Below are 24,988 nucleotides of genomic sequence, written 5' to 3' on the forward strand. Positions count from 1 at the left end.
AGGCAAACCAGAAAGAATTCAACAAACCTACCCTTAGAGTGAACTTAGGAGGGGTGTTATTTGATAGATCTCAAAGGAATTAAAAAAATATATGCAAATGGGGATATTCAGGTTGCCGCTTTGAATGGAGTAAATCTTCACGTGGGCTCCAACGAGTTTGTGGCGATTATGGGACCCTCTGGTTCCGGAAAATCGACCATGATGAATATTTTAGGATGTTTGGATACCCCGTCAGAAGGGGAGTATTGTCTCGACGGAACCGATGTAGCCAAGGCTAGCGGCGACGAGTTGGCCGTCATTCGCAATCGCAAGATTGGGTTTGTCTTTCAGGGATTTAATCTTCTCGCCCGGACGACAGCGATAGAAAATGTGGAACTTCCTCTGCTCTATGCGGGTGTGGGAAGTAAAGAAAGACGAGCCCGTGCTATTACTGCCTTAGAATCAGTTGGCCTTGGCAATCGAATTCACCACCGTCCTAAAGAACTCTCAGGTGGGCAGCAACAGCGAGTAGCTATCGCCCGAGCCCTCGTGTCAAGTCCCTCCATCATCCTAGCAGATGAGCCCACCGGAAATCTTGACAGTCGATCAAGTGAAGAGGTAATGGCAATCTTTCAGCGACTACATGCTGCGGGAAACACGATTGTCATCGTGACGCATGAACCGGAAATCGCTGAATTTACCCAAAGGATTGTGCGTTTTCGGGATGGCCATATAGAAAAGGATGAAATAGTAGAAAATCAGCGCAAGGCCCAGGCCCAGGTTCTTGAGGAAGGAGCAGCAAAGTGAATTTTTTGGAAAGTATTCGGGTTTCTTTGCGAGCTCTGCGGGCGAACAAACTGCGTTCATCCTTGACGATGTTGGGGATTATCATTGGAGTGGCAGCGGTTATTGCCATGGTCGGAATTGGGAATGGGGCGACAGCGTCGATTACTTCCCAGATTCAAGGCATGGGTTCGAACCTTCTGACGATCAGCCCTGGTCAGTCAAATTCTGGAGGGGTTAACGGGGGGGCAGGCAGCTCAGCATCTATCACGATGGATGATGCTGAAAAGATTTCGACGCTTGGGTCAGCCATCAAAGCAGTCGCCCCAACCTCAAGTGCTAGTGCTCAAGTGGTCTTAGGATCTGGAAATACATCAACCAGTATTAATGGGACTACAGAAGGGTATGAAGTCATTAAAAATGTCTCAATGGCTCGTGGCCGCTTTATTACGAAAGCGGACGTGGATAGCAGTGCCAGAGTTGCTGTATTAGGCCCGACTGTTGTGGAAAATCTCATGGGGGATGCGAATGCAACCATTATCGGGAAAATTATTAAAATAAACAATGTACCTTTCCAAGTTATTGGGGTAACAACTGCTACAGGATCTACTGGGTTTCAGAGTAGCGATGATATGATTACAGCACCGATTACAACAGTTCAGGCCCGCTTAATCGGTAAAAAGACCGTGCGCAGTATTTTAGTCTCAGCCTCTTCAGAGGCTGAAATGCAAACAGCACAAGATGATATTACGGCTGCTTTGCGAAAAACCCATAAGATTCAGGAGGGCAAAGAAAATAACTTCAGAGTTCAAAATCAGGCGGATATGTTAGCAACCATGACCAGTGTAACTCAAACCTTGACCATGCTCTTGGGTGGCATCGCGGGGATTTCCTTGCTGGTTGGAGGAATTGGGATCATGAATATTATGCTTGTATCAGTTACGGAACGAACCCGAGAAATCGGAATCCGTAAGGCGATCGGGGCAAAAGGGAGCAATATTTTACTGCAGTTTCTGATCGAAGCGGTCGTACTCAGTGCCTTAGGGGGAGGAATAGGTATTGCCCTTGGCTATGGAGGATCAAGTCTTGCAGGGAAGGCCTTATCGATGGAGACCAGTATTTCTGTAACATCCGTGTTGGTAGCCTTCGGATTTTCAGCCGCAATTGGCATTATCTTCGGAGTCTTCCCCGCAAGAAAAGCCGCTGCAATGGACCCTATTGATGCCTTAAGGTACGAGTAAATAATCCAAGACGTGCAAGAACATGCAAGAACGAGTGCAAGAAAGAGGGACGGTTCTCGGACTTGCATCATTCACTCTCAAGGAACAAGAAAGCTGTTTAGGGAGATAAGGTTCAGTGAATCCTGTCAGAGACTGGGCAAGGAAGTCGGATAGAAGAAACGTCCCCGACTTGCACACATGTGCGAACGGAATGCGATGCAAGTCAGAAGAACCGTCCTCGACACTTGTATGCTTGCACTGAATAGTTGTTACTGCAAAATAGAGAGGAGAAATAATAACGTGGGGAAAAAAAGACAGACTCAGACAGTATTAAGTATCCTTATGATGTTCATGTTACTGATCGGAATGATGCCAGGGGTGGCGGTTGCTGCTACTGACGATGAAGATACTAACTCTACTTATACTACTTTGAGAGGGCTTGAGTTTGTAGCTGCTGAAGACTCTACCTTGATTCTCGGGGAACCCACTACCGTTAATTTAAAGTTAAATCGGATTCCAACTAGTAAGCTTTTCAAGGGATCGGTCAATGCGACCATTACAGATCCTGACGGTAAAGAGACACATTATTCCGTAGGGGGAGGTGCTGGTTATTACAATATTTCCAATGTAACCTTATATACCCCTGGAGATTACACACTCAAGGTTAGTGCTGTTTCCCCGGACAAGGGATCGGCAACTGGGATCATCAAGGTCCTCGATGCAAAAACCACGGTAACAGGTTCACTCATGGTTGACGTGGAAAACTCGATAAGTGTAAAGGTTACAGATTCAGAGGGAAATATTTTGCAACAACGATCAGTGACTGTAGATGGAGCGGATGTTGATGCAAGTCCAGCAACTCAAAGTTATACGACCTTAAATGACGGAACGTTTATGCTTGATATAACTCCATTAAAAGAGGGCAACGTCAATATTCTCTTTAGTGGAAAGATCATTGGGACAATACCCGTTAGTCCAGCTTATACAGCGGGTAATCGCATCGGATCACAAAGTTCTGATAACGTGGCGCTTTCAGTCGAGATCGCCAAGAAAGGTTGGTCGAGTGCAACAAATGTAATTTTGGCACGAGATGATCAATTTTCCGACGCTTTGGCAGCGGCTCCGCTTTCTAAAAAGCTCGACGCTCCGATTTTAATGACGGATTCTTCCAACTTAGATGAACGGACGTTAGCAGAGATTCGAAACTTGGGTGCTCAGAACATATACATCGTTGGAGGAACAGTGGCCGTTTCTCAGAGTGTCCAAGATAGCTTGAAGGGGTTCAATGTTACTCGGATAGCCGGGCAACAAGGCTATGATACAGCCTCTTCGATCTCCGCTAGTGTGGGGATTGACTCTACCCATACCGTATATATTGCCAATGGAAGTGCAATACCAGATGCTATCGCAATCAGTGCTTTTGCTGCTGAGCAAGGAAGTCCTATTTTGCTTACGGATCGGGATCAGCTGCCCGCATCTACAATTCAGGCCATGGCAAACCTTGGTGTGAATAATGTAGTCCTATTAGGTGGCACGGCGGTCATTAGCACTTCAGTGGAGGATGCATTACGCGCCAATTATTCGGTCAAACGCTGGGGCGGCAACGATCGCTATGATACTCAAAGTGTAATATTCCAAAATCTCTTTAATACACAAAAGCCCCAGTCCCCTCTCTATTTCACATCTGGACTGGTTCGACAAGATGATGTCAGTTACGGAAAACCTTATGCAGATGCTCTGTTAACAGCTGCTTTGGCGGCTAAAACTGGAGGATTTGTGGCAATGACACAACCACAGACTCTGCCGTCGAGTCTAAACTACTTTTTATTGTTCAATAAAGGGTATATTCCCAAGGCGGTAGTGGTGGGCAACGATAGAGGAGTCTCCGGAGATTTGGAACAAGAGCTTCAGGAGATGCTGGAGCGATAGAGGAGGGACTTGTGTGACACCGCGCTCGTGCTTACGACGCAGAGCAAACTAACCGTTCAAGCTCCTTCTTTGGGGAGCGGGGTACATCCTACGCCGATAGGTATTCCTTTGGGATCGCGGCTTCGGCGATACTCTCCACCGGAGACTATCGTGCCATATGCGCCGTCCTTGGCGCAATGGCGGCAGCGCACGTCCCTGTGCGCTGCCCCGTATTTGGGGTCGGGAGCTTACGAATGACAGTCTGCTTTCCCAAATTAATCAAAAAATCAAGCTGTGTGATGAGAAAAAGCAGAAACTGGTTGATCATTTCATAACCTGGCTAGTTGATGAAAAACTATAGTTTTAAAAAAAGTGCGGACAGCACTTTTTTTATTTATAGACTTTTAAAGGGACAAAGAGGGAGAGAAGCGACGATGAATACAATGGAGCTAGGGATTGAGCCTACAGCCCCCCCAACATAACCGAAGTGTGAAAGGCAAGCCTCTCATGCTCACCGTAACCCACCTGCAACACAAGACCGCTGTCTTGTGTTGCAGGCAACAAGCAAACACTGAATTTTGTCTCCTAAAATTCGCTTGTTAGGGGCAAAGCCCCTAATACCCCTTCAATATTGAACGTGCTGATATTGACAAACAGGTCTATATAACATAGACTGAAATCACAGGTCTATACTATATAGACTAAGGAGGGATTACCATGAAAGAGTATAAATTAGCACAGAGCGAAACGAGATTTGCGGAAATGATTTGGCGGCATGAACCAATCGGTTCCGGCGAGTTGGTAAAGTTATGTGAAAAAGAAATGGAGTGGAAAAAGTCTACTACTTATACGGTTCTAAAAAATCTATGTGAAAAGGGTATCTTTCAAAATCAAAATGCAGTTGTTACATCATTATTAAAAAAGGATGAGTTTTACGCAAAGCAGACTAGGCGTTTTGTGGAGGATACCTTTGGAGGTTCACTACCCAAATTCCTGACGGCCTTTATCGGCGGCAAAAAGCTCAGCGACCGTCAGGCTGAAGAACTGAAAAAGCTGATCGACGAGAACCGAGGTTAATGCTTATGTGGTGCTATACGCTGTTTCCAATAATTCTAAATATGAGTCTTACTGCGGGGATTGTTATCGTTCTAGTGCTGCTTGCCCGTCTGCCGCTGAAAAAAGCACCGAGAGTATTTTCCTATGCGCTGTGGGCGGTCGTATTATTTCGGCTTCTCTGTCCCATATCGTTTTCCACGGACTTTTCGCTCTTGGGCATCTTTCATTCTCCAGCCGTAACCAACGGCAGCATCACCTATATTCCCACCGATATCGTTCACACGGCAAACCCACAGGTGGATTTGCCGCTTCCAGGTATCAGCCAAGTCAACAATGAAACCCTGCCCCAGGGTGGTGAACAGACAGTTGCCGACCCGCTGGAAGCGCCGATGGCGATAGCTACGTTCCTGTGGCTTTTCGGCATCATGGCGATGCTGATTTACAGTATTGCTTCGGTACTGATTTTGAAAAACCGCTTGAAAAGCGCGCAGAATCTCGAGCAGAACATTTATGAGGCTGATAACCTGAAAACACCCTTTGTGCTTGGCATTTTCAAACCGAGAATTTTCATTCCCACCGGACTGACGAGAGAGGAAAAAAGCTATATCATCCGCCATGAGCAAACCCATATCCGCAGGCTTGACCATATTATAAAGCCTTTTGCCTTTATGGTTCTGAGCCTTCATTGGTTCAATCCTCTGGTGTGGATTGCCTTTGTATTGATGGGTGCAGATATGGAACTTTCCTGTGATGAGAAAGTGATCAAGGAAATGGGTGGCGAGATCAAAAAGCCTTATGCCGCTTCGCTTTTATCCCTGGCAACCGGAAAGCGCATCCTGAATGGCAGTCCGCTTGCCTTCGGAGAGGGCAACGTGAAGGGCAGAATTAAAAATGTGCTTAATTATCGAAAACCCAGGTTTTGGATGATGGCTGTGGCGGTCGTCGCCGTAATCACCGTTGGAATTGGCCTGCTGGTGAACCCTGTTGACGATGAGCCTGATTTGTCATTTTTGAAACCCGCTAATCTTATTGCTCTCATTTCCGAGATTAAGCAAATCGAAGTCACTTCGGCTGAATATGGCGCAACCTATGTGTCGGGTTCTGAACTGGCTAAATGGCTGGACAATGCTGAAAACGACTGGAGCAAAAAGCTCATAACCCCGTCCGAAGAACTGGAAACCACGATTGCAGTGTTTATTCCAGATGCCATTGATCATAGTATTTGCTTTTTTTCTTCCGATCCTTCCCTTGCCCTTGTGGTGTATGGCGATGAGAAGCGATATTACAATATTCCAGAAGAGGATTACGAGGCCATGGAAGAAGTAACCTTATTGGGAAGTAGGCATGTTCAGAACATAGTCCTGACCGACTATAAGGATAGAAAAGCTGCCGCCTCTGTTACCGTCACGGATACGGAGGCTATTAAGCGTATGTCGGTTATGGTTCTGAACGGTGATCAGGAAAAACCATATGCGACTGTTGACGATATACCTCCCGTAGCTGACTATATCCGCATCGATTTCAAGCACTTTGAAGATAGTCAGACGATAACGTACTATGTTTACAGCCAAGCTGATAAGAGCTATCTCGAGAAGCCCTACAGCCGCATCAGTAAAATCAACTCGGCAACGATGCAGGCCATCGCGGCGATCCTTTCCGGCCAGGACACTGGAACTCAGTCCGGGCTTACCTTCACCAGCTCGGAAACAGACCTCATAAGGCTCGGAACAATCGCCTTTGATGCCCATATGGCAACCTTAACGAGCGGCAACCTGCCGGTCAGCGACCGGATCGCAGCTTATCAGCTCAACCACATCTCTGTTGTGGCCGGCAATATCAATGAGTTCTGCGTTTCCCTGAATTATGATTTTACCACCGATAACGAGAGCTATGTAAATCCCTCACGCGGCGCAAAAGGCAAGGGAATCTGGACCGACAATTCTCTGGAGATCCGAGTCAGGCATATCGAGAAAAATAAGTTTGAAATTATAAGCATCGGTACGGGCGGCGGCGGGCAGGGCCTCACACCCTATGCAGCAGAGCAGACGTCACTCGAACCGCTTGCCGTCAGATGGTCACCTGAGCAGAGTATTGATACTATTGGGATGGCAGAATTGGATTATGCTTCGGACGACATGCTGATTTTCCACGGCTATTTCGGTCTATTTATATATGACCTCAAGTCGCTTCAAATTATCCGAAGTTTGGATTTAAAACCGCTTAATTGTACTGCAATACAGGGTGACGATTACTGTGATGTTACGGTTAGCACAGATGGGAACACTGTGCAACTCCATCGCATGAGCAGTAATAATATGTACGTCTATACCGTTTCAGACAATACCCTGCAAGAAATGCCCTATGAACGCATGAGTGATCGATTTGGCAGCAATTTTGTTCCAATTGAAGATGTGGTTGATTCAAAACAACTTGGGCATTGCAGTCATAATGCCGTCAAATTCGGCACGGGTGAATATGGATATCTCCATACCTCCGACTGGACACTGGGCACATTTACCTATGTACGCGGTGATAGGATATACAGGTTGTTTGATATAAACGCATCGGAAGATACAAACTCCCAAAATTCTGCCGGAGCCGAAATTGTCGACAGCTTAAGTGGCGATCTTATAACAAGCCACAGTGATGTTGAGATAACAAATGAGTGGATAAGTAAGGATTTTGGATATACTGTTTTGTTTGGCTCTCTGAAGAACGACCCACAACAGGGAGTTGCTGTGGTGATTCCGACAGGAGATCAGAAAGATAAAAATGAACAAAAGGTCCTTACTCCGGAAAAACATGGGGCAATAAAGGCGGAAAGTTTGGGCGCAAAGGCATCCATACTGGATGTCGTTGCCGAAGATGGTTACAGGTGGATTTTTAATGTATATAATGGTTTTGACCCTAAGAAATAAAAATCGACTTGGCTTTTAATATATGACAGACAGTTGAAAAGTGTATGGGCGTTGAGAGCTTTTAACGATGATAACAATCGGTTTTATCATGTTATATAAAGGAAAAGAGGTCTTCCTATCGCCATGAGCAAATTGAATAACCGGAAATTAATCATTCCAATTATTATTTTTACAGTTTTGCTGGTAATTAGCGCTTCTGATTGTTCAAGCAATACCGCCGGACAGCTTACGGCCTTCAGTCTTTGAATGTCAAACGGCATCAGTAACAGCCTATTTATATTGATGAAGGTTAAAGTTACGTAAAATAATAACCCACTCATAATTAATAGGAGTGGGTTATTTAGACAATACTATGGGTTGGTGTTTACTTCATCGATATACGGAACTTCGGCAACCTTTAGGAACCACCCAGAACGGATCCGCATACAAGGTGGTGTGAGAAAAGGCTTCTTTGGGATTTTTTGGTCGTGGTCCATTCAAGTCTGTGACAGCTACGCTGGTACTCCCCCTAATAAGATACACTTTTAGAGCTACTACTTTTTTTCGTAGCGCCATCTAGCGTTGATTCATGTTTAGCAGTAAGTTGCCAGTATTGTAACCCTGGTAGATTCAGGGCAATACAAATTGCTTGTGCATAGGTAGAACCAGAAGCAGTTTCATATTCGTTGTCCACAAAAGTATCATCTCGATATAACCAATTTTCTACTTTAACTTCATCGCAAACTGCATTAGTTTTTGTAATTGAAGTACCATCAATTGATGATACACTAGTTTGGATATTACTACTACCGCTCAACGTGTAAGCATAAGCAGCTGTTGAACACAATAGGATTAATGTTAATGTTAACGCAGCAATTTTAGATTTTTTCCTTTTCATTGTTTTACCTCCTTAGCTTCATGATCAATTCTAACTGGTTTTTCTTTTGATATATCAAATTTGTCAATAGAGATAGTTCCATCAGCATGCTTAATTGCTATTGAAATATTGTTTCCTTCGAGGAAATACACCGGTATAGAATCGCCAATAACCTTTATCTTCTTTATGTGACAACAAAAATACCTCCAATGCCTCCGTTTGTAAATTGTAAATATTATGGATATTTGACAGATAGGACTAAATAACCTTTAATCTTTAGAAAGAGTGTCAGAAATTGCAGATTGCAATATTCGACACGCAAGCAATTAAGTTGGCATCGCACGATTCCCCTATTTATTGACGAGGCAAACGGACTTTGGTTGTAAAAAGTGTAATTTTTCTACAAAATATCGCTGTAATTTTTGTTAGAATGGGGTATACTCATCTTGTGAGGTGATGTACCATGTATAGAACAGCGATAGAGGACCTGTATAAGTGGAAAGCGAAGCGAAACAAAAAACCGCTCATTATTCGCGGCGCAAGGCAGGTTGGCAAGACGTGGCTGATGAAGGAGTTTGGCAGGGTTGCCTTTGATAAAACCGTCTACATCAGCTTTGACAATAATCAGCGCATGAAGGATTTGTTTTCATCCGATTTGGATGTGGAGCGTATCGTGATAGGGCTGGAGCTTTACTCCGGTCAAAAGATCGATCCAGCGAATACCCTGCTCATCTTCGATGAAGTACAGGAAGTGCCGAAAGCATTGACTGCGCTGAAATACTTCAATGAGGATGCGCCACAATATCAAATCGTGTGTGCCGGTTCACTCCTGGGTGTTGCCTTGCATCAGGGCACGTCATTCCCTGTAGGCAAGGTAGAGTTTTTAAATATGTATCCTTTGAGCTTCACTGAGTTTTTGACCGCGATGGGGAACGGTCAATATGCGGAGCTGCTGCAAAAAGGTGATTTTGCTATGGTGACCACCTTCAAGCAAACGTATATCGACATGCTCAAATACTATTACTATGTCGGTGGGATGCCGGAGGTCGTGCATAGCTTTTCCCAAAATAAAGATTTTGTCGAGGTGCGGGAAATACAACAGCGCATTCTTGACGCCTACGAGCAGGATTTTTCTAAACATGCACCCCATGACGTTGTGCCGCGAATCAGGATGCTCTGGAACAGCATCCCCGCCCAACTTACCAAGGAGAATAAAAAATTCATCTACGGACTTATCAAAGAAGGCGCACGGGCGAAAGAATATGAACAGGCCATGCTTTGGCTAGCCGATTGCGGCCTAGTCCATAAGGTGTATCGCGTGAATGCGCCAAGCCTTCCGCTCAAAGCCTATGAGGATTTGAAAGCCTTTAAGCTGTTTTTGGTTGACGTTGGTTTGCTTTCTAGCATGGTGCGCCTGAAACAAGCTACACTTTTGGATGGCAACGAGCTTTTCAAGGAATTCAAGGGTGCGCTGACTGAGCAGTATGTATTGCAACAGTTAATAACCCTCAAGGGGCTGGAAACCTATTATTGGACGAACAACCGCGGCAACGCGGAAATTGACTTCGTTGTAGATGACGGCAGCGCGGTGATCCCCATTGAGGTGAAGGCTGAAACGAATTTGAAGGCGAAAAGCCTGAAAACGTATCAGGAGAAGTTTCAGCCCAAGCTGTCCATCCGTACATCCATGGCGGATTACAAGCGTGAGGATTGGCTGCTGAATTTGCCGCTGTATGCTATTGAAACGTTGCGCAACTTATGAGCGGAGTACATGCGGCCCGCGCAGACGGTCAATGTCACGTTCAACGACGGTTTCAAGCAACCTTTGCTATAGGCGAGTTTGAGGAAAACAGAGATTCCATCCAGAAAAAATATGGCCCCTATTCTTCATTAAGGATGAAGATGATTTGTTAAGGGGGCAATTGTTCTTAGCAATAAAAAGGAACCCGTTTGAAGGCGAAATCAATGATATTATTATTATCTTCATATTAAATTTCAGATGGTAAGGTATATTTATTGACACAAATTGATAATAATAGTATCATAATACTATACCGATGCATAAAATGTATTACTCAGCCAATATATATTTTATTGTCAAAGGAGGGATCCTTATGGAAAAGATATCTTTAAATAAGTTATCAGAATTAGTGATTAAAAAGCGGAAAGAAAAAAATATGTCTCAACAGGATTTACAGGATCAAACAAGCATCAATCGGATGTTGATCAGCCGGATCGAACGTAGAGACTTTGTCCCTTCTATTGCACAATTGGAAGTTCTGAGCAAAACTCTCAACTTTTCTATACAAGAATTAATTGAAGAGGATAAAACTCAAAATGTGTTTGTTGCTATGCGCGGCCAAGCCAAAACTCCAAAAGAAGAAGAGGGGATAGAAAAGCTTTTCTCAATGATGCTCACTCTCAAAAAGCAAAAAGTATTAAGGAGCAGATTATATGAAGAGCAATAGCAGCCTGCCTTCATTAACAGAAAAACAAGAGTTTGAGATTGTAGAGTTGACCAAACAACAAAGAAATTCATTAGGCAGTGATGATGCCCCTATTGCCAATGATTTGCTCCTTTTGTTGGAAAAGAAACACATTACTTTAGTCCAATATCCGATCGAGGATGATGGACTCAGATCCTTTGGAGCTATGTTTCTAACCACAAAAGATGCAGATATAGAATTTAACTTTATTGGCTTAAATACCAATGATTATTACGACAAACAGATTTTTTCAATTGCCCATGAGCTTTACCATTATGCCAAAAAAGATCAGTGGCATATCAGCCGTGATGACGAGGATAAGTCTGGTGATCTCACCGAGCTGTTGGCTGATAAATTTGCAGCTGAGTTTATCTTGCCGTTGCATACCTTTAAAAAAATTGTTGTTTCCGAATTTGACAAATCTGAACTATTCGACCTACAGCAAAGCACTATCTTGCGCTTCATCGCCAGAATTCACTGCACGTGGTGGCTGCCCTATAAATCGATTGTCAGAAGATTGTTGGAAGCCGGAAGCATCAATCAAGAAATATATAATAGGCTTTATCAAATAGAAGAGCGCCGTCCGGATGGTGAGTACTATAAAATAGGACTCACCACGAATGAACATGATTTCAAAATGTTAAATGACATTACTCGAAAAGTGGGTACAGGGGCTGCTGACCTTGAAATTCTGGTTAGGAATTACGAAGATGGCATCATATCAGAATCACAACTTGCTGACGACTTATTGCTTTTTGGAAAAAACCCCGAAGATTTTGGAGTGGCGTTTGAAATTGATGAAGAAGATGCGGCAGAGCTCAATGAGCTTTTCGCAGAGGGCGCCAAAAATGGATGTTAAAGTTGATAAAGTCAATGAGGCTTTCCTAAGTCTCATGCAAAATCCCAATCAGCTCGTTACCTTTGATGCGAATTTTTTTCTCTTGCCTAACCGATATAATGATTCCAAGCTCAACGTTCCAGACATGCCCATGGTTTTTTGGATAACAAATTGGCTTGATCCCCTCTTTTCTTGTTTTCAAAATTTAGCTATACATGAGGCAGTTAATGATGAAATTTTCAGTGGACAAGCTGGAGATTATGTCCATGCAAAATTAACTTCCATCCCGCCTACGCTTTTTTTACACAAAGACAGTCAGCTTTCTCCAGAAGAATTGATCATTAGAAATACTAAAGAAGCGCTAATTGCTCAAAATACCAAGTACATCCCGGAACTTGACAATAAGGACGATCGAGGCGAAGTAAAAACTCTTGCTCTATATTAGCACCAAAAATTTAATTTATTTTGCCTCTCATGATGACAATGCCTTGAAATTGATCAAAAACTGCGAAGAATTAAAAACTTCGCTGGATGAACAAAAAGCAATACACATGTATGAGTTATTATATTTTCTTTATAAAAAAGGTAAAAGCAATAGGAAATACTTAAAAGCAATTTATAAAATTCAATATCATCTAACAAAACATGAAAAAAATATAAATCTTGAGTGGGGTAAGTTTATCGAAGCTATGGATTCAATGTATGGAGGCATACTTTTCTAACTGAAATAATCAAATATAATGACTCGATAATTAACACGATTAAACAGAAATGTTTGGTCGTGTTTTTTTATACACAAAAATCATAAACAAAGGTGGTAAAACAATGATTTTACAGTGTGTAAACAAAAAAATCTACCTCTTATTAAGGAGGTTGGAATTATATCGTGTCCAGCCAAAGGACACGAAAGCCATTAAGATTTTATTGGCTTTCGTCTTAAGAGCTTTGCTGCTTGCAGGACTCTATGCGCTGTTCTTAATAAAAGCTGGTTCCACACGTTGGGCGCACTGTAAAAAGCACCCGCCTTGATCCAGCAGATGCTTTATTAATTTAAACAAATTCGAACCAGAATATTACCCCCTGATCACTATTTTAAGCCCCATAGGAAAAGTGATATAGTTCCAGAATTGTACGGGAAATAGCTAAACCAAGGCCTGTACCCTTTGTATTCCCGCAGTTGCTACGGCTATCACTACGATAAGCATCAAGACAATCCGTTTGGAAATAAAACTGGTCAAGCTAATCACCCCACCTTCACCTTCTTCACTTGATAATCCACAGTGTTCTGCTTACTTTGTGATGCTACCTCCTTTCTTCATACGTTCAAATCGAAATTTATAGTTCGATAACCCTTCGGGCCTTATCTTTAATTTTTTGATCATGTGTCACTATAATGACGGTTTTACCTTCGGCATTCAGCGAAAGTAGAGTATCCATAATTATTTGAGCGTTTTTGGCGTCCAGCGATCCTGTTGGTTCATCCGCTAAAATGATATCACATTTTTTAAGAAATAAACGAGCCAACGCCACTCGCTGTTGCTCTCCACCGGACAGTGTATAAACCTTACTATTCAGTTTGCTTTCTAACCCGACTCTTTCCAACACTTCTTCAATAGTATAATTCGTGCGGCTGTCCCGCCTGATCAACTCAAGGTTCTGTTCAACGGTTTTACTCTCAATCAGCGCAAAATTTTGAAATAGAAAACCGACGATAGAGCGAAAATACTCCATTTTTTGCTTATTCGTCGTGTACTCGATTCCGTTGATTCTCAACGTGCCGGCGTCAATCGGCTCGATTAAGCCAATCATGTTTAATAATGTGGTCTTGCCCGTTCCGCTGGCACCGGAAAAGCATACGAATTCCTGATCCTCGATGAGAAAATTATAGTTTTGAAATAGAGTCAGACCATCAAACTCTTTGGTGATATTAATTCCTTCAATCATAATACCCTTCCTTTTAGAATGGCAGGTACATTGGCTTTTTCCATAGTACCTGCCTTCTTAGCGATAAATACTGACTCAAGTGCCAGTAAAATAAGCCCTCCCCAGATGAGATCCGCCCCCTCGGCAATCCCCAAAAGTCCTCTAAGCAAAAATGCCAGCATTACGCTCACCAGAAAAACGACGAAAGTGAGGCGCATCAACCGGCTATTCCTAGCAAAAAGCGAGTAGCCAAGTACTTTTTTCAGTGCCAGTTCCATCGCGTTGAACTGATACTCCAGTTTGATAATAAAACTGATCAGCGCGATTTCCAGCGCCAGCAAGAAGATCGATAAAATAACGACTAATTTCATATTGCGTGCGATAATCGCCCAATTATGTTCATAGACATCCAGGGCATTGGATTTGACCATGATTTGATCAGACAGCTGATACTCCGCGATGAAATTATTGAAGTCCTGTTCGGGGATATCGTACATCGTACTGTAGGCATAGTACATATCGTTTCCCGCCTGAGATTCATCAATTTGTTGAAGCGTATTATTGAATAATATGATAGGGTTCACCATTGGCCGGCTTACATACTTCCCCATATTATGAATGCCCACTAGACTTATATCGCCGTCATATACTTTGGTTTTGATTTTAGTACTTGAATCAATATTTCGTCCCAGAAAAACGGTGAATATTTCTTCCGCGATCGCATATTCCTGAGAATCCTCCGATATACCGGACGGGATCAGTATATAATAATCATCATCGGCGCTTTTGACCGCCTCTGACAAGGCATTGCTCACTCTTGATATTTCTTCGAACGAATTTCTATTGATTAGGATAATAGGGTAAGGGCTGCTGAAATTAGCGGTCAAATCGTTGTATTGCAATGAATAGTTTTGAAATCGTTTATAGAATTCTTGATTAATCATGTCGTCGTCTGATATTGTTTTGCCTAAGTGATTATCCACTCTGTAGTTCAATTGATAGTAACTATAATCCTTATGTTCGGAGAAAAAATCACCTTGCTTATACATAAGATACCCTTGCGCCAGTATCGTGAAATTGCTGGACAGAACAATGAGGGTGAGTATGGTGGTCATGGTTTTCAAGATATAGTTGGCTGTAAGCAGTCCGCCGCCGGAGCGTCTGGCCGCTATATCTTTTTTAAAGTTAACGCGCAAAACGGCCGCGTTGATCAGGGTATTGGCAATCATGAACACCAGAAAGGACAGGGCAAGGGCTTTAATTTTAAAAAGTACATTGGAATTGGATAATAGGCTTAATATGAACGGCACGCTAAGGAATGCACTTACCAGGATACCGATATCGGCCAATGCATTTTTGCCGAAAACGGCTCTGACATCCTCCCCAAGGGTTATCCGCACCATGATCTCCTTCTTTAGGCTGATGATTTCATAAATCGTTAGCAGCAAGATCAAGCCAAAAACGATAGACCAAACCGCCAATAGATTCAGCCAAGTCTCTTTATCGGAACGAAACAATTTAGGGAGGCCGCCTCCGTATTTACCTACCAGGCTCGCTTTGAATAAGCGCATGGTTTCCTGTTGGGATTGATCGCCGATGTAATAACAGTCTTTGAACTTTTCCATCGTCTTAATATTACTGAAATCCGCGTATCTAACTTGTGTTTCTCCCATAAAAAGGCTGTTATGCTTTCCTTCAAAAATACCATTGTCTTCCAGGTTTTTTAAGGCGTTGGGCGTGCCGAATATGGTTATCTGTTTATTGTAGGCCGAGACAATCGTACTGTCCACAAAGAAGAAATCGACATCGTACGTCTTTCCTGCATTGAGAAAATCCTGGATGACTTCTTTTTCCTCGATTACAGCTTCCCGATTTACAAAATCAAATCCTGACTGGTAATATGATTCTTGAAAGCCGTCCAGATAAAGAATGAACAATTCCCCGTTAAAAATAAAGCCTATAGTGATTAACCAGTATATGACTATAAGTTTTAATTTCTTCATAATACAGAAAACCCTTCTATATTAAATTAATTGTGGCAAATACTGAACTAAAGAATGCCTCCATATCGACATATCGTAACCGAACCTTCAAACTCACTTATATTATAACTAAAGTACATGAGCTTTCAATCTGATTGAATTGAAAGCTCATATATTATTCAAATACGAAGCTTATTGTGCAGTACTATAATAATTCACTGTTGTTTCGGAATGTTGTACTTCTATAAAGTGTGGCACTCCTGTTCAGAAGTTGCCACGGATGGCAACCCTTTTACTCCATTGCTTTCTTTGCTAACGAATATATTTCTTTTACTGCATTCAATGAAGAGTCATCACTTTGATTCATATACGATACTGTTCTTGTACTCTCCATAGTTTCACTATCAGCTAAAATCAGTTCCTTCTCAGAAATTACTGCAATGTCAGCTTTCGAAATACCCTGTTTATTTTCCATTAGCTGTATTACATAGGTCGTATCCATGTTAAATACCTTCCCTTTATCTAATACTTCTTCCTCTTGCTTAATGCTCATCTTGCTAAACTTAATGCCATCCAAATGATCGAGCAAGATTTCAATTTGTTCTTTATCGGAAAATTCTTTTGTGACCGAATTGCCGTGGCTAATCGACATAACTGATATTTTATTTTTATCTAATAGTGCAATTTGATTCGCACTAGATTTCTCTTGGCTACATCCAGTGAACTGTATAATTGATAATATAATAACCATTACTAAAAGCAAAGAACAATTAATCATCTTCTTTTTCATCTGACTACCCCTCCTCTAGATATTGTAAAAAAGATTTCCTGCATTTAGACTATGCAAATACTCCATTAGCTTCACCGTTTACGACGTAGCTAGGATAAGGCATACCCCCAAAATAGCTCAAACTGCTCCTTTTAATTTTTAAAAATTACTCACCCTTTTCCTAACAAATTTTGTTTATTACATAGCCGATAACCTCCTTGTAATGCAGTTTGAAGGATTGATAAACCGGCAGATAAGACTGATCAAGCTTTTGCTATCCATTGCCGGGGGCGGTGAACGCCACATGAATTTGTCCCTTCATACATATACATTACATTTATCCACTAAAATCACAGCCCTTTTTAAAAAAAATTCTAAAAGCGAAAGGACCGGCAAACCCCTTCCACGTTATACAGGTCCTTCGGTTATACAGGTTATCCGCTCCTATTTCCTGTCGGTCATTTTCGGGCTGACTTTATCACTTTATACGGGAACCAGCCGGATAAGACTTTTCTTCATCGTCGAGGTGAAGCGTCGTTTCGGTCGAACGAGAGAACAGGGGGACCCTCTTTGGCAACCAGGGCCGCCGATTGCGCGGGGTGAATTTAACATTAATTTATAACAGAAAAAAACACTTGTCATGTATAGGACGTCGATATATAATGTTATATAGATAATCTATATATAGGAGTGAGTCATATGCAAGTCAACAAAAGCCTGCTTGCTAGCAGTACAACTATGCTGGTCTTGAAACTGCTTGAAGAAAAGGACATGTACGGCTACCTGATGATCGAAGTGCTTGCAAAGCGGTCGGACAATACCTTCAGCCTAAAAGCAGGAACTCTCTATCCTATCCTGCACGGCCTTGAAAAACAAGGAATGGTAAGCTCTTACGAAGAGACCGCCGACAGCGCGCGGGTGAGAAAGTATTATAATTTGACCTCAAAAGGCCGACAACTTTTACGCGAGAAGCAGGCCGAGTGGAATGCCTATTCCGGAGCGGTAGAAAAGGTATTGCAGAGAGGAGGCGCGGGCTATGCCTTCTCGTGAAAATGTAAGCGAATATATTAACAAGGTCTGCAACCAGATCAGATGGAAAAGGGTCCGTCCGGTCATCGCCAGAGAACTGGAAAACCACATTGACGATCAGATTCAAAGCTACCTATCCAGCGGCATGGAGCCCGACGAAGCAACTGAAAAAGCGCTTATTCAGATGGGCGACCCAATGGAGACCGGCTCGGCGCTTGACCGCACGCATCGTCCCAAACCTGAGTGGAGCATGCTGATACTCATGACTGTTGCCCTTTTGATCGGTCTTGCCATCCGCATGTTTGTCTCTTCCGTAAATGAATTTGGCCACCCCCTGCTGCCCGGCTCTCTGTTGGCGGTTGCTATTGGCGTGGTCTGTATGACGGTTGTCTACTTTTTTGATTTTTCGTTAATTGGGAAATACCCCAAACTCACCCAAGTCTTAATAATTTTTTCGACCCTGGTCGTTTTTGTTTTATCACCTCGCGTTAAGGGCGCACCCCAATATCTGTATTACGTTGTTTTGCTGCTGCCAATCGCGTATGCCGCCTTTGTTTATATTCAGAGGAAAAAGGGCTATTGGGGAATCGGGTTAAGTTTGATCGCTGCATTTATTCTCTCTAGTATCCCCTTTGCGGGATCACTTATGTCAGAAACATTTCTGGTGTTCCTATCCTGCCTGATCATGTTGAACCTTGCGATCGCTAAAGATTGGTTTTGTTCCAAACCCGCATTGGGGTTTATACTTGCAAATTTGCCGGCATTGGCTGGAGTATTGGCATTGATATTTACATATATCGAGGGCATCACACACCATCTCGGCATAGGGTACTACTATCTCCCGAACTTGATAAAGGCGCTTCTTCGCGGTTCAAAGCTGTTTGGACAAGGTGATTCCGCGCTTTACAATGTCCTCCCGTTCAGTTATGACGAGAGATATTTGCTTGCCTATCTGACATACAGGTTTGGCTGGATAGCCTTTTTCGCAATTGTTACCGTGCTGAGCGCCTTCATTGTTCGCGGCTTTTACCTTAGTTTCAAACAGACAAGTATACTTGGGTTGTTTATCTCCACTGCTGTGTTGCTCACCTTCACCTTTCAGACCATTATCTACATTATATCTAATCTGGGTTTTCCGTTCTTCTCCGCCATTACGTTACCTTTCATCGCCTATGGGAAGACGGCGACGGTGGTGAATATGGCGCTAATCGGACTTATGCTTTCGGTATTTAGGACAGGAGCACTTAGATTTGATAATCCTTATGATCCGCCAATAGCCTAAGTAAAAAATCGCCCCCACTCAATTAATTAGAGGAAAACCTCTTAATCATTTTATAAAGAACATATGTTCCCATGGTCCTAATTATGGAAATTGCACACTTTAATTTAAAAAGCCTAAGCTTTCAGTCGAAAAACCTAAGTACTGGTAAAACATTAGTGTTATCCAACCGGGCAAATTTCTCGGCATACTTAAAGGTAAAACCGTCAGGAAGCCATTTAGGTAATAGCGGCTTTGAAGGAAGATACTTTATAACTCCAAAAAATCAATTAGGCTTTTGATTGATTTCAAAATATATGAGGGGAATATTCCCAAAAATTGCAGGAGAATATTGGAAAGCGTGGAATATATAATTCTATAATTCAAATAACGGGAATATTCTTATTTAATGTGATTGGTAAAGGGGGAAAGAACGTTTCACTAATGCAAGGTAAGAAAGGATTGATGAAAATTTGTTAAGAAGGATTCGACCTTTAAACTTTATGGTGATTTTTATGCTCTTTTTACAATTAGCAGTTTATCCGGTAAATTCCCTTGGAAGTGAGAAAGCGGGCATTACGGTCGAGCAGGCTGTGCAGATAGTTAAGGATAATTTCAGTATCCCAGAGAAATATTCACGAATGTCTACGGGATACAATGAGTATAACAACCAGGCTACTTATTCCCTAAACTGGCATTCACCCGAAGCACCAGGTGGAAGTTTCCATGCAATGGTCGACGTAAAGACCGGAGAAATTATCAACATTAATCAATGGCAGGAATCGTTGAAGCCGTCTTTTAAGCTACCTGTTCTATCCATAGGCGATGCGGAGAAAATAGCCACTGATTTAGTCTCGAAATTAGCAAGTAAACATCAAGCGGAAATGCAACTTGTAAAAGATAACCAAGAGACTTTCTCATTAAATAACTCTCAACCTTTTTCCTACAATTTCCGCTGGATCCGTATGGTAAACGGTATTCCGTTTCCTGGAAACGGAGTGAATGTGAGTGTTAGTGGAGACAATGGGTTAATTAATAACTATAACAATAATTGGACACCAGATCTTGTGTTTCCAGAGGCGTCAAAGGTTATCACTCCGGAAAAGGCGCTTCAGGTGTTTACAGATACTCCGATGCTCGAATTGCAGTACTTTATTCCTCAAATCACGAATCCTCAAACGGGGGAACCGCAACGTGTGCTTCTCGTGTATCAGTTGAAAGATAAATACTACGGAGGAGCGATCGATGCGCTAAATGGGGAGCCTGTGATTCCTAATACTGTAGGAATTAACACATCCATTAGCTCAGTTGGTGGTGTCTCAGGGACTTCGTTTGTATCTACAACATTGTGGGCGGCAACAACAGCAACAACAGCAACAACAGCAACAACAGCAACAACAGCAACAAGAGTAACAGCAACAGCGACGGAGGCCGCTTCTCCAGCTATAGAAGCTTCAGCTAGTCAGGACACTACGGAGAGTTCCCAACAAATCAGCCAGGCAGAAGCGGCTGAGATTGTCAAGAAAGCGGTTAAAATTCCTAAGGGACTCACTCTCCAAAATTCCGGCCTGAATACAGACTGGCAGAACCCTAGTGAACAATTATGGGATTTAAATTGGAGTAGTCAGTCTCCTAGTATGGGAGAAAACCGTTTCGTTAGTGCTCAAGTGAATGCTAAGACTGGGGATCTAATCAGTTTTTATATGTCCAATGAGGCAAACTCAGATGACAAGTCTAAGCCCGTTACTCGTAAAGAGGCCCAAAAAATAGCAGATAACTTTCTCGAACAAATACAGCCTGAGCGTTTTAAGCTCGTTAAGATGGACTCAGAAGACTTCTATAGAGGTAAAATGCCTCTCAATACCCAGAGCTTTAGCTATGTTAGAGTTGTCAACGGTATTCCAGTTTCACGGAACGGAATGAACATAACCGTTGATACGGTTGCTAAACAGGTAAACAATTACAATATGAACTGGACTAACTCAGAGTTTCCAAGTTCCACTGATGTACTTCCTCTGAGCAAAGCAACTGAACAGTTCTTGAAAATGCGTCCATTGGCGTTGAACTACACCTCGATTTTCAAACAGAATGGGGAGCAGGAAGCTCGCTTAGTTTATCAACCGAATATAGACTATAACATGTACATTCCTTCAATACTTGATGCTAAAACTGGTGACGCTATGGATTGGTATGGCAAATCGCAGTCCCAGTGGTCTAAATCCCATAAGTATACGGATATTCAAGGGAATTATGCGGAAAAGGAAATAGGTATAATGGGTCTGACGGGAGCTTTTGGAGAATACGGAGAGACCTTCCGTCCAGATGAAAAAATAACCGCTGGATCGCTTTTGCGGGCGATGCTTACGGCGGAAGGTAATAACCGAGATCGCGTTTTGAGCGATGAGGATGTTTTAAAAATTGCCAAAGAGCGTGATTGGATCAAGGATGATTTGAAACTAGAGTCTGAATTGAGTAGAATGGATCTGTCAAAAATCATGATTCGCCTCATAGATATGGATCCATCGGCGCGAGTTAAAGGAATTTATGTTCTGCCATTTACAGATGCAGCAACGATTGAACCTGATTCATTGGGTTATATTGCGCTTAGCTGGGGATTGGGCATTCTGAAAATCGATGGGAATGTTGTACAGCCCAACCAAAGTGTTACAAGAGCAGAAGCTGCCTATGCTCTGGTCCATGCCTATGCATTGGAACCGCAAAGTTCTAATATGAAATAATTGTCTTTCAGAGGATTGATACAAGATAAGTAGGTAATTTGGCTATTTAGCTAAATTACCTACTTTTTTTATGTTTATGTGTAAATATTCCGAATATTCCGGAAGATTGCAGTGGAGGGTATATACTAAAAGATATACATTTCTTTAGACATAACAGTAAAAACTAAGCCTAAAGGTCTAAAGATCTGAGGAAGATGAGGTATTTATAAGCATGCTCACGGTTCGTGAATTGGTGGAAGAATTCAGCTTTGAGATTCTAGCCGGACATGAAGGGTTAGCCAAGAAAATCGAAGATTACAGTATCAAACGCCCAAGTGCAGAATTAGTTGGCTATTTAACGTATTTAACCCCGAAGCGAATTCAGATCTACGGGAGAACCGAGTTGGGTCTGATTAAACAAATGGAAGAGTCCGCGCGGCGTGTCAATATCTCTAATGTTATGGATAAAGAAGTTCCCTGTATTATTGTGACTCGTGGATTACCTGTGCCAGGGGAATTGATCGAGTTGGCCAGTGAGAGGCGGATTCCTCTGTTAACCACTGAACGCTCAACGACCCGATTGTTTTACTTACTTATTCGCTATCTCGCAAATCACCTGGCACCTAGCACACTTTTGCACGGCGGATTGGTGGATGTCTATGGGGTGGGTGTTTTAATTACCGGTGACAGTGGAATCGGTAAAAGTGAGGTTGCCCTAGAATTGATTAAAAACGGTCATTTGTTGGTGGCGGATGATGCAGTAGAAGTACGTCGCGTCGATGAAGAACACATAAGGGGGAAGGCTCCTGAGCGAATCAAGCATTTACTGGAGGTCCGCGGTTTAGGAATTCTCGATGTCACCACCTTGTTTGGGGCAGGTGCGGTCCGGGATGAGAAAGATATCCACCTGATTGTGCACCTTGAGGAATGGCAGGAAGGGAAGGAATATGATCGTCTAGGGATTGACCCTCCTGCAACGGAGGAAATCTTAGGAATTTATCTTCCTAAGATTATCGTTCCAGTACGTCCGGGGCGCACGATTGCATCTATTATTGAAGTTGCTGTGATGCAGAACAGGTTGAGGCACGAAAAGATACGCTCACTCAAGGTTTTAGGCCTCGCTTAGAGGGGACAAGTAGGCCTTTTCAATTAATGTTGAACATTGGGACTTCGGTGACGAAAGACGCCTATCCCAAAGGGAACACTTCTCCTACTAATAGAAGTGAGAATCTTAGAATTGGATAAAGGGAGTTTGGTTTATGTTTAAAAAATCATTTCAAGTGCTTCAGCAAATTGGTCGAGCCTTAATGACCCCGGTTGCCGTTCTACCTGCCGCAGGCTTGTTGCTCCGCTTCGGAAGCCCAGATTTGCTTAATATGCCGGTGATTAAGTCGGCGGGCGGAGTCATCTTTGAAAATCTGCCTCTGGTCTTTGCTGTAGGGGTAGCGATAGGATTGGCCGGAGGGGAAGGGGTTGCGGGGTTAGCTGCGGTCATTGGTTATCTCATCTTGACTAAGACCCTAGACAACATGGGAGAATCTTTTCAGTCGGCTCTTCCGTATCAAGGCGCGACTCATTTTATCGATATGGGTGTGTTTGGCGGGATTATTATTGGTTTGGTGGCCGCCCTTTTGTACAAAAGGTTTTATAACATAAAGCTACACCCTGTGCTGGGATTCTTTGCAGGAAAACGCTTTGTGCCTATTATTACTGCCGTAGCCGCCGTAATCCTGGGAGTGGTGTTTGCCTATGTTTGGCCGCCTATTCAACAGGGGATTGACGCTGCAAGTAATTGGGTTATGAATGCAGCGTCTGGTCCGTTCTTTTTCGGATTTATCCAGCGCCTGTTGATACCCTTTGGACTTCATCACATCTTCCAAACCCCGTTTTACTTTACCATGGGAAGCTTTATGGACCCCACAACTGGACAGGTGGTTCATGGAGAGATGGCGCGTTATTTCGCTGGAGACAAAACCGCAGGACGCTTTATGGTGGGGCTGTTCCCGTACATGATCTTTGGACTACCAGCAGCAGCGTTAGCTATGATTCATGAAGCCCGGGCTGATCGGCGTAAAGCAATATCTGGGTTGCTGATTTCAGCTGCGTTAACCTCCATGTTGACAGGAATTACAGAACCGATCGAGTTCGTCTTCTTGTTTCTCGCTCCTCCCTTATTTCTAGTGCATGCCTTATTAGCAGGCTTTTCCTTCACCGTTATGGATCTGCTTCAGGTTAAACATGGCTATACTTTTTCGGGTGGGGGAATTGACTATGTTTTAAACTATGGGCTGTCAACCAATGGGTGGATGGTTGTCCCCTTTGGCTTGTTACTGGGGGTACTATATTACTTCATCTTCAGGTTTGCGATTCGCAAATGGGATCTCAAGACGCCTGGTCGCGAATCAGACTCAGAACTGGAGGAAATCCAAACGAACGCCCAGTCTGTTTCTGCCGGGAGTAAGGCAGCAAATATCCTTAAGGCGTTTGGAGGGAAGGATAACTTAACTGCCCTTGATGCCTGTATTACTCGTCTGCGGATTACGGTTAAAGATCCAGGGCTGGTAAATATCGCAGAACTCAAAAATTTAGGAGCTTCTGGGGTCTTGGAGGTGGGGGAAAATTTCCAAGCCATTTTCGGCACCCAATCAGATTCCTTAAAGGAAGAAATGAAAGAAATAATCCGTACAGGGGGGACGGGAGATAAGGAAGATGCAAAAATATCAGGAACTTCGCTTCTACCTAATCCACAAAAACCAGAACCTGTCCCTCCGAAGCCCACAATGGACAAAGCCATATCAATCTATGCACCCCTTGCTGGAGAAATTATCGACCTTGCCGAAGTGCCTGATCCTGTTTTTGCAGAGAAGATGATGGGCGACGGATTTGGAATTAAGCCTTCTGACGGTCTGGTGTTATCTCCAGTGAAAGGGAAAGTCCATAATACATTCCCGACGAAACATGCGTTAGGTTTAGTGAGCGAAGAGGGTCTGGAAATACTCATTCATGTCGGGCTAGATACGGTGAATCTGAAGGGCCAAGGCTTTGAAATGTTGGTGACGGAAGGGGACTTGGTTAGCGTAGGAACTCCGTTATTAAAGGTGGACTTACCCTATATTGAGGCTAATGCCAAGTCTTCTATTACTCCGATTGTGTTTACAAATTTAGAAGGCCGAACTTTGGAAATCAAAAAAGGTCTAGCTGAAGCGGGGAAAACTTTAGTTTGTGTCGTTCAACCGGGAACCTAGTAATTAGATCCCAGTCAAGTA

General features: G+C 43.0%; 20 protein-coding genes and 1 pseudogene. 17 read left to right on the top strand and 4 right to left on the bottom strand.

The window, feature by feature from the left end; translation table 11 throughout:
* Positions 1-60: 60 nt before the first annotated feature.
* The 6 genes and pseudogenes from E4K67_RS00905 (at position 61) to E4K67_RS00930 (ending at position 7,864) form a co-directional block, all read left to right on the top strand.
* Complete coding sequence (locus E4K67_RS00905; protein ID WP_135544539.1) at positions 61-786, top strand: ABC transporter ATP-binding protein; 726 nt, start codon at positions 61-63, stop codon at positions 784-786.
* Positions 783-2,003 (top strand): ABC transporter permease, encoded by a 1,221-nt coding sequence (locus E4K67_RS00910; RefSeq protein ID WP_135544540.1) that lies wholly within the window; start codon positions 783-785, stop codon positions 2,001-2,003. The genes E4K67_RS00905 and E4K67_RS00910 overlap by 4 nt, the downstream gene beginning before the upstream one ends.
* A gap of 279 nt (positions 2,004-2,282) precedes the next feature.
* A complete protein-coding gene (locus tag E4K67_RS00915) occupies positions 2,283-3,911 on the top strand; it encodes a cell wall-binding repeat-containing protein (protein WP_135544541.1) in 1,629 nt (542 codons plus the stop codon).
* A 229-nt stretch (positions 3,912-4,140) separates the two neighbouring features.
* Positions 4,141-4,251: pseudogene (locus E4K67_RS31280) on the top strand (helix-turn-helix domain-containing protein); the annotation flags it as partial.
* 356 nt (positions 4,252-4,607) lie between these two features.
* Positions 4,608-4,967, top strand: a complete 360-nt coding sequence (locus E4K67_RS00925; RefSeq protein WP_135544542.1) for a BlaI/MecI/CopY family transcriptional regulator — start codon at positions 4,608-4,610, stop codon at positions 4,965-4,967.
* Complete coding sequence (locus E4K67_RS00930) at positions 4,967-7,864, top strand: DUF5301 domain-containing protein (protein WP_135544543.1); 2,898 nt, start codon at positions 4,967-4,969, stop codon at positions 7,862-7,864. Before E4K67_RS00925 ends, E4K67_RS00930 begins: the two co-directional genes overlap by 1 nt.
* A 508-nt stretch (positions 7,865-8,372) precedes the next feature.
* Here the strand turns inward: E4K67_RS00930 and E4K67_RS00935 are convergent.
* Complete coding sequence (locus E4K67_RS00935) at positions 8,373-8,741, bottom strand: hypothetical protein (RefSeq protein ID WP_135544544.1); 369 nt, start codon at positions 8,739-8,741, stop codon at positions 8,373-8,375.
* A gap of 442 nt (positions 8,742-9,183) precedes the next feature.
* On the opposite strand from E4K67_RS00935, the gene E4K67_RS00940 reads away from it, so the two are divergent.
* From E4K67_RS00940 to E4K67_RS30435, 6 genes are all read left to right on the top strand, one after another.
* Entirely contained in the window at positions 9,184-10,482 is a 1,299-nt protein-coding gene (locus tag E4K67_RS00940; protein ID WP_135544545.1) for an ATP-binding protein, read from the top strand.
* A gap of 352 nt (positions 10,483-10,834) precedes the next feature.
* Positions 10,835-11,188, top strand: a complete 354-nt coding sequence (locus E4K67_RS00945; RefSeq protein ID WP_135544546.1) for a helix-turn-helix transcriptional regulator — start codon at positions 10,835-10,837, stop codon at positions 11,186-11,188.
* Positions 11,175-12,065, top strand: a complete 891-nt coding sequence (locus E4K67_RS00950; protein WP_135544547.1) for an ImmA/IrrE family metallo-endopeptidase — start codon at positions 11,175-11,177, stop codon at positions 12,063-12,065. Before E4K67_RS00945 ends, E4K67_RS00950 begins: the two co-directional genes overlap by 14 nt.
* The gene (locus E4K67_RS00955) at positions 12,055-12,489 is read left to right on the top strand and encodes a hypothetical protein (RefSeq protein ID WP_135544548.1); all 435 of its coding nucleotides are present in this window, start codon (positions 12,055-12,057) and stop codon (positions 12,487-12,489) included. The genes E4K67_RS00950 and E4K67_RS00955 overlap by 11 nt, the downstream gene beginning before the upstream one ends.
* A gap of 43 nt (positions 12,490-12,532) precedes the next feature.
* Positions 12,533-12,766, top strand: a complete 234-nt coding sequence (locus E4K67_RS00960) for a hypothetical protein (protein WP_135544549.1) — start codon at positions 12,533-12,535, stop codon at positions 12,764-12,766.
* Between the two features lie 103 nt (positions 12,767-12,869).
* Positions 12,870-13,073 carry a DUF6133 family protein gene (locus E4K67_RS30435; RefSeq protein ID WP_243454291.1) on the top strand — a complete coding sequence of 68 codons (204 nt, stop codon included), beginning with the start codon at positions 12,870-12,872 and terminating at the stop codon, positions 13,071-13,073.
* Positions 13,074-13,379: 306 nt separating this feature from the next.
* Here the strand turns inward: E4K67_RS30435 and E4K67_RS00965 are convergent, their stop codons facing one another.
* From E4K67_RS00965 to E4K67_RS00975, 3 genes are all read right to left on the bottom strand, one after another.
* Positions 13,380-13,988 (bottom strand): ATP-binding cassette domain-containing protein, encoded by a 609-nt coding sequence (locus tag E4K67_RS00965; RefSeq protein ID WP_135544550.1) that lies wholly within the window; start codon positions 13,986-13,988, stop codon positions 13,380-13,382.
* Complete coding sequence (locus E4K67_RS00970; RefSeq protein WP_135544551.1) at positions 13,985-15,970, bottom strand: hypothetical protein; 1,986 nt, start codon at positions 15,968-15,970, stop codon at positions 13,985-13,987. Before E4K67_RS00970 ends, E4K67_RS00965 begins: the two co-directional genes overlap by 4 nt.
* Before the next feature lie 271 nt (positions 15,971-16,241).
* Complete coding sequence (locus tag E4K67_RS00975; protein ID WP_135544552.1) at positions 16,242-16,739, bottom strand: hypothetical protein; 498 nt, start codon at positions 16,737-16,739, stop codon at positions 16,242-16,244.
* Between the two features lie 678 nt (positions 16,740-17,417).
* On the opposite strand from E4K67_RS00975, the gene E4K67_RS00985 reads away from it, so the two are divergent.
* From E4K67_RS00985 to ptsG, 5 genes are all read left to right on the top strand, one after another.
* On the top strand, positions 17,418-17,768 hold the full coding sequence (locus E4K67_RS00985) for a PadR family transcriptional regulator (RefSeq protein WP_135544554.1): 351 nt from the start codon (positions 17,418-17,420) through the stop codon (positions 17,766-17,768).
* A complete protein-coding gene (locus tag E4K67_RS00990) occupies positions 17,755-19,029 on the top strand; it encodes a permease prefix domain 1-containing protein (protein ID WP_135544555.1) in 1,275 nt (424 codons plus the stop codon). The genes E4K67_RS00985 and E4K67_RS00990 overlap by 14 nt, the downstream gene beginning before the upstream one ends.
* Positions 19,030-19,478: 449 nt before the next feature.
* Positions 19,479-21,743: a YcdB/YcdC domain-containing protein gene (locus E4K67_RS30020; RefSeq protein WP_199242426.1), complete on the top strand. Its 2,265-nt coding sequence runs from the start codon at positions 19,479-19,481 to the stop codon at positions 21,741-21,743.
* Positions 21,744-21,954: 211 nt separating this feature from the next.
* Entirely contained in the window at positions 21,955-22,848 is an 894-nt protein-coding gene (gene hprK, locus E4K67_RS01000; protein WP_135544557.1) for an HPr(Ser) kinase/phosphatase, read from the top strand.
* Positions 22,849-22,981: 133 nt separating this feature from the next.
* A complete protein-coding gene (gene ptsG / locus E4K67_RS01005; protein WP_135544558.1) occupies positions 22,982-24,967 on the top strand; it encodes a glucose-specific PTS transporter subunit IIBC in 1,986 nt (661 codons plus the stop codon).
* The last annotated feature ends 21 nt before the right edge of the window (positions 24,968-24,988 follow it).

It is taken from the genome of Desulfosporosinus fructosivorans (assembly GCF_004766045.1).
Lineage (GTDB): Bacteria > Bacillota > Desulfitobacteriia > Desulfitobacteriales > Desulfitobacteriaceae > Desulfosporosinus > Desulfosporosinus fructosivorans.